The following is a 15436-nucleotide window of genomic DNA, read 5'->3' as shown; positions in this document are numbered from 1 at the left end:
GCATCAAAAATAAAAATTTTTTTTGATTTTATAGAATGATTCTAATTAATCGTAAAGTTTTTCCACTCGGGAAACTGTGTCAATTCCTTTTATCCTGGTTAAGCGGCTAATAAGGTTATTTAAATCGTCGGTATTATGGATATAAAGGAAGAGATCACCTTCAAAAATTCCCTCATTTGTGTCGAATTTAACAGAACGCATGTTTATATTGTGTTCCTTTGAAATTACATTTGTGACTTCATTAACTATCCCAACTCTATCAAAACCATCCAGCCGGAGACGGGTTAAATATGACTGACGTTTAAATTTTGTCCACTCAGCAGTAATTATTCTTTCGCCCTGGCTTGAAAGAAATTTTTCCACTTCTTTGCAGCCGGTTTTATGGATGATAATATGTTCGTCGGAACTGATGTATCCGATAACCTTTTCTCCGGGAATTGGATTGCAACATTTGGCCAGCGAGTATTTTACATTGTCCTGACCTTCTTTTAGTATAAAGGGCTTTTTCCTGTCGATACTTTTGCCGGTTTTTTGAGTGTCTTTTTCTACATTTTCCGGTTCATCTTTTTTCTTTCGGCTAAAAGTGATGTTCCAGTATTTTACAAGTTTGTTTTCAGACTTTTTACCCAGAATTTCATCTACTCCTTCCATTTCCAAAAAACCCATTCCAACTTCAGAATATAACTGTTCCTTGTTGTTGAGGTTAAAATGTGCAATTATTTTTTTTAAATTATTGGATGTGAGCGGAGCATTGGCGTTTTTTATCGCCTCTTCAACAATCTCTTTTCCTCTCTCAATGTGTTCTTTTTTTTCAAGCTTAAAAGCGTCTTTAATTTTAGCCCGGGCTTTTGCTGTGGTGGTAAATTTTAGCCACTCCAGTTTTGGAGTTTGGTTTTCTGATGTCAATATTTCAACCTGATCGCCATTCTGCAGCACATGACTTACAGGTACAAGTTTCAGATTTATTTTTGCACCAATACATTTGTTTCCCAAATCAGTGTGGATATCGTAGGCAAAATCAATAATGGTTGATCCCTGCGGCAAAGTTATCATATCACCTTTTGGGGTGAATATGTTGATTTCAGTAGAATATAAATTGAGTTTGAAATCATCAAGAAATTCGAATGCGTCTGATTCAGGATTTTGAAGGTGGTCGCGGATCCGCTCAATCCAGGTTTCCAGTTCACTTTCGTATGTGCTTATGTCTTTGTAGCGGTAATGAGCTGCAAAACCACGTTCTGCGATTTCATCCATTCGTTCTGTCCTTATCTGAACCTCGACCCACTTACCCTGTGGTCCCATAACGGTAACATGCAACGATTCATACCCGTTTACTTTTGGCATGGTAATCCAATCGCGAATCCGGTCGGGTTTGGGTTTGTAGATGTCTGTTACAATGGAGAGTACGTCAAAACATTGCCTTTTTTCTGAAATATTGGACTTGGCTTTTATCACTATCCGAATGGCAAGCAAATCGTATATTTCGTTAAACGACACACCTTTCTTTTTCATTTTTTGCCAAATGGAGTAAGTCGATTTTAAACGATGAGAAACCGAGCACTCTATGTTTTCAACGTTAAGTTTCTCGTTGATTGGCTTTATGAATTCGTTGACAAGGTAATTTCGTTTTTCTTCCTGGTTGTGAAGCAGATAAATAATCTGATTGTACTCTTCAGGATGTTTGTATTTAAAACTGAGTTCTTCCAGTTCATTTTTGATGGCATAAAGCCCTAAACGATGGGCAAGCGGGACATACAGAAACAATGTTTCACCTGCAATTTTAATTTTTTTGTGAGGCATCATCGAGTCGAGCGTCTGCATGTTGTGTAAACGATCAGCAATTTTTATCAGAATAACTCTTACATCGTCAGACAACGTCATCAGCATCTTTTTGAGTGTTAGTGCCTGACGGGAGTCAAAATCGCCTGAAAGTTTGGTCAACCCATCTACAATTTTAGCCACTTTTTCGCCAAACATATTTTCAATGTCGGCAACGCTATATTCGGTGTCTTCAACCACATCGTGCAAGAGTGCCGCACAAATTGAAGTTGCCCCCAAGCCAATATCTTTTGCGATAATTTTTGCTACAGCAATAGGATGAATAATGTAGGGCTCGCCGGATTTTCGTTTTATGCCATCGTGTGCAGCATTGGCAAAACGAAAAGCTTTTTCAATTCGCTGCATACGCTCCTCGTCAAACTTGTCCTGAATTACTTTCAGAAAATCCTGATAGCGATCTTCTATATAACTTATTTCTGATTTTGTGAAATGCTGCACTCTTAATCGTATTAAAAACTAGTTATTCCCTTAAAACATCCTGAATATATAAATTCTTTCCTATTCCTGCTTTTTTGCCCGCTAAAAAATCTCTTTTTTTGTCGCCAATCAACACTGAATTAACAGGACTGATATTATAGGTCGCAATTGCTTGTAAAATCATTCCGGGATTTGGTTTTCTGCAATCACATTCACCCGTGATTTCCGGGTGGTGGGGGCAATGATAAACATTCGTAATGTAAATCCCTTCTTGTTTAAACTGGTTTATCATCCAACGAGTCAGTACTTCATAGTCAGTTTCTGTGTACATCCCACGTGCTATTCCGGATTGATTTGTAACAATAAAAATCAAAAAACCTTCTTTCTGGTAGTCGGAAATAAGATCAAAAATGCGGGTATAAATTCGAAATCTTCAATCTTGTAAACATAATTTTTTTCGATGTTTATTGTCCCGTCTCTATCCAGAAAAAGTGCTTTGTTTTTACCCCTCATGCCCAAACATCTCTTTTTCCACAACTTCACAAATTACATGCCCTATTAAAAGATGCATTTCCTGAATTTTGGGAATGATAGTGGACGGAACCTGAATTAAAAAGTCAGATAGTTGTGTTATTCTGCCCGCGTTTTTTCCTGTAAAACCAATAGTAATAATTTTATTTTCGCGAGCTGCATTAAAAGCCTGAACAATATTTTCAGAATTTCCTGAAGTGGTAAGACCGATTAAGATATCGCCCTCTTTACCAGCTCCGGCCACATAACGGGAATAAATTTTGTCAAAAGAATAATCATTGGCCACAGCAGTTATGTATGAGGAATTTACATGTAATGCTTCTGCGGGCAATGGGTGGCGGTCTATGTAAAACCGGCCTGATAATTCAGCAGCCAGGTGCTGTGCATCTGCTGCGCTTCCGCCATTTCCGCACAACATCACTTTTTTTCCGGTATTAAAACACCGAACAACTTCGTTTACAACATTGTGAACCGACTCTTGCAGCTTAGAATCGCTTGCAATTGCTTTGATAATTTTACCTGTCTCAGATAAAGATGTCTGTAACTTTCTCATTTTAACCCCCTGTCTTAAAAATCAGGTGAATTGTCACCTGATAAGTGAATAAAGTTCAAAGTAAAATTCCGCAATTTTTAATGAAACTCAAATAGCAAATGCCAAAATTAATTTTTCAGCAACGATTTTATCAATTGGGAAAGTCAAATTATTTTCTGAAAGCTGGTTAATTTTTACCCACCGAAAACTTTGTTTTCCATTTTCCATTTTTTCAAAATCGAAGGGTTTAGTTGAAATTTTGAATTTTATTGGTTTCTTTAGCTCCGCCCTGTAATAAATGCTTATGAGTTGATGGTTTTCGTAGAAAAGCGCTTTTTGATAAAAGTCGGTGGTGTAGAAATGTTGCAGTTTTTTTATCTCCTGATTATTACATTCTTCTCGAAACTCTCTTTTTAAACAGTCAACAGGTCCTTCTCCAAATTGAAGCCCGCCGCCGGGGAATTTTGTCATTTTTATCCCCAGTTGAAATTCATCAGTAATCAAAACTTCATTATTCTCGTTGATAATTAAACCATAAACACGAATTACAAAATTGCCGGCTCCACTCATTTTTTTGAAATTTGCTTTTTGATAGTCTCAATTATTTCTTGCTGCTGGTGAGGTTCAAACCATTTAGTTTGAGTATCTTTTTTAAACCAGGTAATTTGTTTGCGGGCATAGCGGCGTGAGTTTCTTTTTATCAGTTCAATTGCTTTTTCTCGTGATATTTCTCCATTGAAATGAGCAAACCACTCACGATATCCAACAGTGTTCAAAGCATTGTAATGTTTTAGGTGGTAAACACTTCTTGCTTCATCTTCCAGTCCGGCCTCAATCATTTTATCAACTCGTTGGTTGATTCTGGCGTGTAATGTTTCTCTTTCGCAATTCAGCCCTATTTTCACAATTTGAAACGGGCGTTCTTTTTGGGGGCTGGTTCTGAACGATGAAAAAGTTTTCCCTGTCGTTAAACAAACTTCCAGCCCGTGGATAATACGTGCTGGGTTTTTTAGGTCTACAATATTATAATAATCCGGGTCTAGTTTTTTTAATTGTAACCTCAGGCTTTCAATACCCTCGGTTTCGAGCCTGCTTTTTAATTTTTGTCTGATTTCCGGATCAGCATCGGGCATAACATCGATACCTTTGCAAACTGCATCTATATACAACATCGAACCACCAACCATTATTACATTGTTGTATTTTTCAAACAGGTTTTTCAGAACACTTAATGCTTCGTTTTCATATTTGCTGGCGTTGTAGTCGTCGGAGACTGAGTGAGAATGGATAAAATGATGTTTGGCTAACGAAAGCTCTTGGGATGAGGGCACAGCGGTTCCGATGGAAAGTTCCCTGAAAATCTGGCGCGAATCTGCTGAAACAATTTCAGTGTTAAAACACCTTGCCAAAGTAATCCCTACCTTCGTTTTCCCGATACCGGTAGGACCTGTTATTATTATTAATGTTTTAAGCATTTTTATGTGGCAAAGAAAGAACAAAAAAAAGACTGCTCAAAATGAATTGAACAGTCTGAAATTTGTTACTAAATTAATTTAATCTCTACAATCTTGAACTTTAAAAGTCATCCATCTCACCAAAAATCTCGGTGTAATCTTCTAATTCACCAAAATCCATATAAACTTCTTCTTCTCGAATTGTTGACAGTTCTCTTTCGTTGGTTTCATTACCAAGAATTTGAACTGGAGATTTTCCTTCTTTAAGGGTGACTAACGGTTCATTCAGATTTCGTTCCATAATAATTCCAGTTAGTTCTATATAAAATGATCTGTCGTTAAAAAAATCAAAAGTGTAGATGAGTTTTTGTTCTTTTGAATTTATGAGTTCAGATAATTTAGTTTTCTGCATGATAAAATAGGCTGCTCCGTTAAATCCCAGATCAAGCATTGATATTTCTTTTTGCTTCCTCCACATTTTATCGGAAATAAAAAACGAAGCCAACTGATAAGATTCAAAACCCAAACAATTTTGTATTGTCTTATGAAAATCGAAAAAAGTATGCTTTTCGTCTAATTGGATTTCCAAATGAAAATCTGTGGATTCCTGAGACTGTATTTTAAAGTGATAAATCATAAACTTTAAAATCTATGGAGTTCAAATTTTAAAGGAATTTTTGCAAAATGCAAGTAAAATGAAGTTCGCTTGTTAGATAAAATTGATGAGATGGATATTTAACAGAATAAATAATATTGTCTATTTTTTAATCAAAAAACTGATATAGAACATATTTAGCTTTATCTTTTATCGAATAAATGACTAAAATTAGACGTGAAAAAGCTTTTTTTAAAAAATGTTAAAAAAGTTTAAGCAGGGAAAATTATCGAACAAATCCGTCGTCTGTTCGTCAAAAATCGTTAAAATTCAATTTGATTTGTTTGTAATTTAACAGGTATTTTAGCAACTAATAGTTGAAATGAATTTTCTAACTTGCACATGAAAAACAGAAAAGGATGCGCAAAACAACTTTATTTGCTGAAAATATCAGGATTGCTCTTCATTCGATTCGTTCAAATATTTTGAGAACTGTTCTTACTGTTCTTATAATAGCTGTCGGGATTACTGCACTTGTTGGGATATTAACTGCAATCGACTCTATAAAAAATTCAATTACAAAAGAATTTACTTTTATGGGTGCCAATACTTTTTCTATAAGCAGCAGGGGGATGCGTGTTCAGGTTGGCAACCAAAGATACAGAACAAGGAATTACAGCTATATCTCGTTTTATCAGGCTAAAGAGTTTAAGGAAATGTTCGATTTTCCGGCAACAACTTCTATATCCGTAAGTGCAACTGAAGCTGCAACTGTTAAATATGCTTCTGAAAAAACAAATCCAAATATTTCAGTGCGTGGAATTGACGAAAATTATTTGTTTACTGCCGGATATGAAATTGAAGAGGGCAGAGGTTTTACGGTACAGGATATTAGTGGTGGCAGAAACGTAGTTTTAATCGGCAGCGATTTGGCGAATCGTTTATTTAAGGGAGGCGTTAATCCTTTGGAAAAGATAATTAGTATTGGTGGCGGAAAATACAGGGTTGTTGGTGTATTAAAATCAAGGGGGAGTGGATTTGGAGGAGGTGGAGATTTGGTTTGTTTCCTTCCATATAGCAATACAAGGAGCTATTTTGCCCGTCCTAAAATGAATTTTAACGTTCAGGTTAAGGTTGAACAACCTGAATTAATTGAAGCAGCAACAGGACAAGCTGAAGCAACGTTCAGAATAGTTCGGGGACTAAACCCGCTGGATGAAAGTGATTTTAATATTGAAAAGAGTGATAACCTGGTAAATATATTACTTGAGAATATTAAAAATATTACATTGGTTGCAACAATTATAGGTCTGATAACTCTTTTGGGCGCAGCAGTTGGCCTTATGAATATTATGCTGGTTTCGGTTACTGAACGTACACGTGAAATTGGCGTCAGAAAAGCGATTGGTGCAAAAGGAACCACGGTAAAACAACAATTTTTGGTTGAAGCTATTATAATTGGTCAGATTGGTGGTTTCCTCGGAATTATTCTCGGCATTGTTATGGGGAATATCGTTTCAGTAATAATTGGGGTTTCTTTTATTATTCCCTGGATGTGGATCGTTATGGGAGTAATTCTTTGTTTTGTCGTTGGAATTATTTCGGGCTACTATCCTGCGCAAAAAGCAGCACGCCTTGATCCGATTGAGTCTCTTCGCTACGAGTAAAAAGATTTTTGTTAAAAACAAAAAAGGATGTCTTGTAAGACACCCTTTTTGAATTTATATAAATCAATTTTTTGATTTATTTTACTGAGTCCATGTATTCAATCAATTCACAAACTTTTGCCGAGTAACCCATTTCATTGTCGTACCATGAAACAACTTTTACAAAGTTAGGAGTCAATGAAATACCAGCGCCTGCATCGAAGATAGAAGTGCGTACATCACCAACAAAGTCGTTAGAAACAACAGCATCTTCAGTATATCCAAGAATTCCTTTTAATTCGCCTTCAGAAGCATCTTTCATTGCTGCGCAAATTTCTTCATAAGAAGCACCTTTTTCCAAAGTAACAGTTAAGTCAACAACTGATACGTCAGGAGTAGGAACACGGAACGCCATACCAGTAAGTTTTCCATTCAATTCAGGAATAACTTTACCTACAGCTTTAGCCGCACCGGTAGAAGATGGAATAATATTTTGGCCGGCACCACGACCACCTCTCCAGTCTTTCATAGAAGGACCGTCAACAGTTTTCTGAGTAGCGGTTGTAGCGTGAACAGTAGTCATCAAACCTTCTTTTATACCGAATTTGTCATTTAGTACTTTAGCTACAGGAGCCAGACAGTTTGTAGTACAAGAAGCGTTTGAAACAAAAGTCATGTCGTTGGTGTATGATTTATTGTTTACACCCATAACGAACATCGGAGTATCGTCTTTTGAAGGAGCTGACATTACAACTTTTTTTGCACCGGCGTCGATGTGACCCTGAGCTTTTTCTTTTGTAAGGAATAATCCTGTTGATTCAACAACGTATTCAGCACCTACAGCACCCCAGTTAATATCAGCAGGGTTTCTTTCGGCGGTAACGCGGATTTCATTACCGTTTACAATCAGTTTGCCATCTTTTACTTCAACAGTACCATCGAACCTGCCATGAGTAGAATCATATTTTAGCATGTATGCCATATAGTCAACGTCGATAAGATCGTTGATAGCTACTACCTGTACAGTTCCTTTGGCAACTGCCTGACGGAAAACAAAACGGCCAATTCTTCCAAAACCGTTAATACCTATTTTAATCATAGTTGAGAAAGTTTTAATTATTTAATTGAAAATTATCCTAAATATTTAATTTACAGGATTTAAATTCTGTTGTCATCTGTATTGCAAAGTAAATACTATTATTTAATTGTATCAAATCGAATTTTTATTTTCAAATGAAAAGCTTTTAACCTTAATGATAATTTAAAAATTGTACCATATCAAGATTGCAAAATTTGTGTCCATTATTGCGTCGTTTTGCAAATACGAAAATCTCAAAGGGGTATTTTTTGTTTAATTGTTTTGCTGTTAGAGTTTTATGGAGTTTTTAGAAATTATTCTGGAAATTATTCTGGAAAAATTAGAAGATTTTAACTCGTCGGTACACATCCCGGTTTATCAATTTGAGTCTGAATTTGGGTATAAGCGGGGCATTTACATGTTTTGCACGAAATAAAAAAGAAAAACAAGGGTAAAACAATAACTAGAAATAATTTAGAATGATTATTTTTTATTTGTTTAAAAACAGATGTTTTTTTGCCAGCTACAAATTTGAATGATTTTAGAAGCATAATTTTCACTTGAATTACAATTAAAAAATATGAAATCAGCGCTTAAACTTTGATGTAATAGCGAAAAAAAAAAGAATTTATTGCAGAAAATTCAAAAAATAAATTTAAAATTGTAGAATTATTAAAAATTAGGCTGACCTTGAATTAAAGTAGCACTTAAAATCGTTCAAACCTTAATGTTCTTTAATGAAAGGGCTATGTATAACAGGTGTTAAAATATTCTATTTTATGCAACATTTAGTTTGTACATTGCTGATAAATTTTATACGTTTGTAGAGTTTAGTAAAAAACGAAAAAGACACTATTGGTGTGGAATTGATATAAAGAATTAAATAAATTAAATCACAATCAATCAATTAAGTTCAATTTTAAAAAGAAATGCTATGAGAAAAACATTTACTCAGCTTATTAGTACAGTGCTGTTGGGGATGTTGGTATTACTGACACCTCGTGGGGTTATGGCGGTAGACGGCGAACCTCAGACAACACTGGAAACTTATGCGGAACAAGGGGTCACGGCTTGTTATAGTCTGGATAACCTTTATGACGTTGAAGTTTCAGTACGCGATTTCGTAAAAATTAAGGAAATGGAAGTGTACCTGACTTATCAGGGTGACATTTTCGATTTTGTTGATTTTACATTAGACACGGATGTGTCTACGCAACTTTCAGGTTTGATGGTTGAAAAAATCGCAGGTACCAGTGTAGATACATTGAAGTTTACCTGGTCGTCGACAACTCCAACCGATATTCCTAATGATGCAACGCATCTTATTAATGGTAAAGAAACAACTGTTATAGGTTTACTCCAATTCAAAGTAAGGAATTTCGGGTACAATACAGCTTTTGATTTTGCCACAACATTGGAATGGGTTGAAGCAAAAAGCGAATATCTTTATGCTGCAGGAGGTTCAGAACAAGTTTTAACAGGTGCTTACACTGACGGAGATTTAACTGTTTCGGTAACTCAGGATTTAAGAACTATTACTGTAACACCCGACGCTGAATCAATGTGTTCTGGCGATCCGGTAAATGTTACTGTTGAGCCTGCAGGTTTTGAATACGCCTTTAATTCTATGGCTGAAGCAGATTTTTCTGCTGAGAATGTAGGTAATTCTGCTCCCGGAGACAACTATGTGGTCGTAAAAGATGAGAACGGTTGTGTATCATTGGTTAAGCATTATACTATTGCAGATCCTGAACCAGTAACTTTTGAATATGTTGAAACTCCTGCCGCTTGTAATGGTGGTAACGGTGCGATACAGTTTGTAAATGTTGATGGCGGAAGCGGCAATTATAGTTATATTGTTATTCCACAGGAGGAGATAATGGAAGTTGGTTTAGCATATGTAGTTGGTGGTGGAGATGAAACCGTTTTGGAACCTTATACATTTAACACACCAAAAATTCAACGTCCGGCAGGGATGTATTTTATTGCTGTCCAGGATGATAATGGTTGTGTTGATTTGTTTGATTTCAATGACAATGAAACAATTGATGAATCTTGGGAGCTAGCCACGATTTTCGAACCTTTTCCAATTGGTGCTAATGCATATGTTGAAAATAATGTTACTTGTAACGGAGGAAACGATGGCGTTATCGAAATAAGCACTTTAAGTGGTGGGATTCCTTTTGAGGATGAAAATGCCGGACCAGATTTTTACAAAGTTTCTGTGAATGGCGGACCAATCCAGAATGTGCCGGTTTCTAGTAATGGTTTGGTATTGGCTGACGAATTAACTGCTGGTCCTTATGTTGTTACTGTGATGGACAGTGCTTGTATCCAAACGATATCGCTTACTGTTACTGAACCTTATGAAACAGCATTCCATGTTGACTATGACGATGTTGCATGTAATGATGAAACTCCTGACGGAGCCATTTGGGTAGATTATGTTTGGATGGTTGATCCGGCAGGAAACGATACTTTAACCGAAGCTGATCTTTCGGGATATACTTTTGAGGTTTTCGATCCGCAAGGTAATTCTCTGGGAAGTGATGATGTAGTAGGTGGTATTGTAGAAAATTTAGCGCCAAACTATTACAGCGTTGTATTAACAAATGCTGACGGTTGCGAGTTCGATTATAAAAACGAAAGCAACCTGAATAAAAATATTGTTCCTTTAATGGATCCTGAAGAGATTTCTTACGACGTAAAAGTTGATGCGGTTGTTTGTAAAGGATCATATACAGGGAAAATTACAGTTTATAGTTACAGCGGCGCAGATAACTACCTGTTCAGTTTGGAACCGGATGCTGATCCATTAGTAGCTTCTGACTGGCAAACATCTCCTGTTTTTGAAGATTTACCAGCGTGCGATACTACAGTATATGTAATGGATGCCGATAATCCTGACGCATGCGTTATATCTCAGCCTGTTTCGGTAACTGAACCAGCTGTTGGTTTAGATGCTAATGTTGGTAGAATCGTTTCTCCGTCATGTCCTGGAGGAAATGATGGTAATGCTACTGTTTTTGCTGGTGGTGGTTGGCCATTCCATGATGCAAATGGAGAGCCTTATTATGAATATGCATTAGATAACTCTCCTGATTGGGTAACGAATCCTAATTTTGCTGTAACAGAAGGAGAAGATGAAGATATGCACGTGATAAGAGTAAAAGACTCTTTAGGATGTATCATTACAAGCGAGCCTTTTGCTGTAGATTCTGTAGATCAGATTCTTATTAGTGTTTACGATGAAGATGATGACAATTACATCTATTGTAACGCAGGTACAGAAGAGTTGACTGTAGTTATCGATCAGGAAGCTCATGAATATTACGATACTCACGAATATACCTACTATATTGCTGACAATGAAGATATGACAGGTGCTGCAACATTTGTACCTGAAAATGCTGGTTTTGAGGCTACTCCTGATAAATTTGGAGCAGGTACTTATTATATAGTAGTAGAAGATCCTGAAATGTGTGCTTCCGAGCCGGTAATGATTACGATAGAAGAAGGCGAAGAACTTGAGTTAGTAGAACAAACTCAGGAAAACGCTACTTGCTATACGTGGTGGGACGGACAAGTTACCTTAAAAATGACTGGTGGAAGTCCTTTCGCTGATGGTACCCGGTATAAATATGCAGTAAAAAATAACAATATATTTAACACAGGTGCTACAATTTTATGGAATGATTTCTATAATGAAGATGCTGCTAACGATAGTACAGTAACTATTCAGTTGCAAAAAGGCAAATACTATATTGGAGTAATAGACTCATGTGGTACAATAGCCGGACCATACGAAATTGAAGTTACAGGTTATGAAGAAATTGCGATTAGCGATTATGATGTAACACCTGTTTCCTGTTACGAAGCTGCTGATGGTGAAATTGACCTGGCAGACTATGTAACCGGAGGAAATGAAACATATACTTATACTTTGTCTGGAGGTAATTTGGCTGACGATGTTGAACAAACTACTCCGTTATTTACAGGGCTGGAAGCTGGTACGTATACTGTATCGGTAACAGATACTCATGAATGTCCGGCAGACGAGGTAATTGTAGTTGTGGAAACACCCGACCCACTTGTTGTGACATTTGATTCACTGTATGTAAGTTGTGCTGGTGAAGAAGATGGCGAAATTACGATTATAATTGCTGGTGGAACTGGTGGTACTTATGGAGTAGGTGGTTCAGATCCTGATTATGAAGAAGACGGAAAAAGCTACCGGGTTGTTATTAACAACACAGACTCAGAAGGTACAAGCTACGGAACATATACTTTCCCTGATGATGTAAATCAGAGAACTTTCCAGGTTGCTGCTGGCGAATATGAAATATATGTTTATGCTGCTGATGAAAGTTGCGCTTTTGGTCCTGCTATCGTAACCATTGAAGAGCCGGATGTTTGGGATGTTACTGCTATGCCAACAGACCCAAGCGACTGTGAAGAAGAAGATGGTTCTATTGAAGTAACTGTTAACGCAGGTGGATGGGCCGGAATGGATTATGAATATAAATTAAATGACGGAAACTGGATGTCCGATGCTAATAACGACAGCGTGTATACATTTGACGGTGTTGGGTTCGGAACGCATTGGGTATATGTTCAGAATGTTCCTGGTCAGGTATGGGATTCAGAAGATCCTGAAATCAAAACAACAGCATGTATCGACTCATTTACTGTTGTAATCAGTGAAGCATCACCATTTACTTATACTGTTGACGTAGAAGACGTAACTTGTTATGGAAAAAACAACGGTAAATTCATTATTACTAATGTTGAAGGAGGAAATGGTACTGAAGGTTATCAGTTCCAATTGGTTAATTCAGAAAATCCAGCTGTTGATGAAGATAATTGGTTACCGTTAGATATTAACGGACAAGATAGTTTTGCTACTGAGTTTACTTTCGATACTTTGGCGTATGGACATCATACTTTGTATATACGTGACGATGCCGGTTATACATTATCTAAATGTCAGGCTGCAGAATCATGGCAAATACGTCAACCTGATAGTTTGATGATTACTGATACCGAATTGTTAACTGATATCGTTTGTTTAAGCGACAGCACTGCATCATTCGAGATTCATGTAACAGGAGGTACCGAGCCTTATATGTTTGCTTATACCAAATCTCAGGTAACTCCGGATCCGGAACATCCTTACCAGAATATGCCGGATTCAGAAGCTGATGTATGGCAGTTGAGCCCTGTATTTACTGATATTCCTGCAGGAACGTATATTGCGTGGGTTAAAGATGCAAATGGTTGTGATGTTGTAGGTGGTGAGTTGAATTTACAAGGTGAAGAAATGGATCAACACCGTGTGAGCGTTGGTGCAGACCTGATTCCGGTTGTAGCTGAAGACGTATGGTCAGAAGCAGCTGATTGTTTCAACGAACCGTCAGGTACAATCACCGTTTATGATGTTGAAGGTGGAAATGGCGGACCATGGAGTTTTAATGTTGTAGGTTTGGCATGGGACGGAACTACAGTTGTTGATACGCTTTATTCTCCGGATGACTATACAATGCAAGAAGGCGCTTATATGTTAGAAGGTCTTTTAGCTAGTACAACTGGTTATTACAATAATAAAAACGAATCGTCAGCTCTTAAAAGTGCGAGCGAAATAGATCCAGCTGTTAATAAATACGCTGTATATGCAATTGATGCATCTGGATGTCCGACTTTCATTGACAGTATATATGTAGGACAACCTGAAGAGTTCAAGATTGACCTTGTTGTTCAGCAAGACGCATTTGTTTGTCATAATGATTTATCAGGAATTGTTGATATAATTACTGTAAGTGGAGGGGTAGCTCCATTTGAATACCAAGTATACCGTGACGGAGCTTTGGTTCGTAACTGGACCGATAATCCATCTCACGTAGTACAAGCTGGTCATACTTATAAAGTTGTTGCTTTAGATAATAACGACTGTAGAACTGAAGTTGAAAGATACATCGACAGCCCGGACTCTATTGAGGTGGCAATGGATCGTAAATATTGTTACGGAGATGATATGCCAGCTGTTAGTATCAGTGTGACAGGTGAAGAAGGTCGTGAATATCGCGTTCTTTATCAGGAGATATTGGACGGAGATGATGATGATGAATGGATCGTTTACAACGAAGGAACAGATGCTGAATGGTTCTTAGGTTCAGTTGATGTTAACGATATTTTCGAATTTGATGGAGAAGGTACAGACGATCACCATTATTCTGTTAAAGTTCAAGACGATTATGGATGTGAATCTGAAGAAAGTATATTCACGTTCGACCCAGTTACATCTGAACTTGAAATCGATGACTTAACTATCGGTGAAACAGTTGATTGTGAAACACCAATCGAAGTTGTACCTGATGGAGGTTCAGCACCGTACACATTGTATGTAAACGATGTCGCGATGGAAGGAATGACTGCTACTTTGGCGTCCGGAGTTTCAGAAGTTAAAATTGTAGACAGTCACGGATGTGAAGTTGTAGAAATGGTCGAAGCAATTTGTGAAATGACAATAGCTGAGGTACAGAGCGAAGCAGCTGCTTCAGAATATGTTGACGAAGTTGTTAAAATTTCGGGTACTGTTTCTGCTATTGGTGACGGAGAATTCTACGTACAGGATGATAACGCTGCTTGGAGTGGTATTTTAATTGTTTCTGATAGCGTTGTCGCTGTTGGTGATGGTGTTGCTGTTACAGGTCTTGTTGCTGAAGTAGATGGAGTAACTGCCATTACTGATGCTACTGTTGAGGTAGTAGCTGCCACATTAACTGTTGAAGCTATTGAAGTGTTACCGGAAGATGTAGCTGATGAAATGTACGAAAGTGTATTGGTATATGTACATGGTGTTCGTGCGAACGCTGCTGATTCTGAAACAGGAATATGGACTGCGTACACAGAAGAAACAATTGTTGTTACAGTTGATACTGTGTTGTACATGTCTGTACCGGTTGAAGGTCACTTCTACGATGTAACAGGTATCGTGAACGGAATGAGCGATGCTTTCTATATTGAACCAAGAATGGAAGATGACGTAGTTGATCTTACTGAGACTGGTATAGAAGGACCTATTACTGGAGGAACTATAGAATTTAAGGTTTATCCTAATCCATTTGATGACAGGATTACTATAGACAATAACGATAAATTGACGAGAGTAATTATTAGTAATATTGCCGGTCAAAGAGTTATGGATATTGAATATCCAAGTCATGAAATCCGTACTGCTAAATTGGTAAGCGGTGTTTACTTAATCAGAATGTTTACTGAAGAAGGAAATACTCAAACCAAAACGATGATTAAAAGGTAATACCGAATTGATTGATTAAAAAGGGG

At 37.2% G+C, this 15436-nt stretch carries 9 protein-coding genes; 2 read left to right on the top strand and 7 right to left on the bottom strand.

Going from position 1 to position 15436, the window contains the following annotated elements; all coding sequences use genetic code 11:
• Positions 1–45: 45 nt before the first annotated feature.
• The 6 genes from K5G00_RS00535 to K5G00_RS00510 form a co-directional block, all read right to left on the bottom strand.
• Complete coding sequence (locus K5G00_RS00535; protein WP_238763284.1) at positions 46–2277, bottom strand: RelA/SpoT family protein; 2232 nt, start codon at positions 2275–2277, stop codon at positions 46–48.
• Positions 2278–2299: 22 nt separating this feature from the next.
• On the bottom strand, positions 2300–2680 hold the full coding sequence (locus tag K5G00_RS00530; protein WP_317235530.1) for a D-glycero-alpha-D-manno-heptose-1,7-bisphosphate 7-phosphatase: 381 nt from the start codon (positions 2678–2680) through the stop codon (positions 2300–2302).
• Between the two features lie 78 nt (positions 2681–2758).
• Positions 2759–3340: a D-sedoheptulose-7-phosphate isomerase gene (locus K5G00_RS00525; RefSeq protein ID WP_238763279.1), complete on the bottom strand. Its 582-nt coding sequence runs from the start codon at positions 3338–3340 to the stop codon at positions 2759–2761.
• 87 nt (positions 3341–3427) lie between these two features.
• On the bottom strand, positions 3428–3889 hold the full coding sequence (locus K5G00_RS00520) for an NUDIX hydrolase (protein ID WP_238763277.1): 462 nt from the start codon (positions 3887–3889) through the stop codon (positions 3428–3430).
• Positions 3886–4794 (bottom strand): tRNA (adenosine(37)-N6)-dimethylallyltransferase MiaA, encoded by a 909-nt coding sequence (miaA, locus tag K5G00_RS00515; RefSeq protein WP_238763275.1) that lies wholly within the window; start codon positions 4792–4794, stop codon positions 3886–3888. Before miaA ends, K5G00_RS00520 begins: the two co-directional genes overlap by 4 nt.
• Positions 4795–4894: 100 nt before the next feature.
• The gene (locus tag K5G00_RS00510) at positions 4895–5410 is read right to left on the bottom strand and encodes a plasmid pRiA4b ORF-3 family protein (RefSeq protein ID WP_238763273.1); all 516 of its coding nucleotides are present in this window, start codon (positions 5408–5410) and stop codon (positions 4895–4897) included.
• Positions 5411–5787: 377 nt separating this feature from the next.
• Here K5G00_RS00510 and K5G00_RS00505 point away from each other — a divergent pair, with 377 nt between their 5' ends.
• Positions 5788–7035, top strand: coding sequence for an ABC transporter permease (locus tag K5G00_RS00505; protein ID WP_238763271.1), 1248 nt, complete (start codon positions 5788–5790; stop codon positions 7033–7035).
• Between the two features lie 76 nt (positions 7036–7111).
• On the opposite strand, the gene gap is transcribed toward K5G00_RS00505, so the two are convergent.
• On the bottom strand, positions 7112–8113 hold the full coding sequence (gene gap / locus K5G00_RS00500) for a type I glyceraldehyde-3-phosphate dehydrogenase (RefSeq protein WP_238763269.1): 1002 nt from the start codon (positions 8111–8113) through the stop codon (positions 7112–7114).
• Positions 8114–9026: 913 nt separating this feature from the next.
• Here gap and K5G00_RS00495 point away from each other — a divergent pair.
• Entirely contained in the window at positions 9027–15410 is a 6384-nt protein-coding gene (locus K5G00_RS00495; protein WP_238763267.1) for a T9SS type A sorting domain-containing protein, read from the top strand.
• Positions 15411–15436 lie beyond the last annotated feature (26 nt).

Origin of the sequence: Maribellus maritimus, assembly GCF_022267315.1 — a bacterium.
Lineage (GTDB): Bacteria > Bacteroidota > Bacteroidia > Bacteroidales > Prolixibacteraceae > Draconibacterium > Draconibacterium maritimum.
This window is presented reverse-complemented; position numbering and strand designations above follow the sequence as displayed.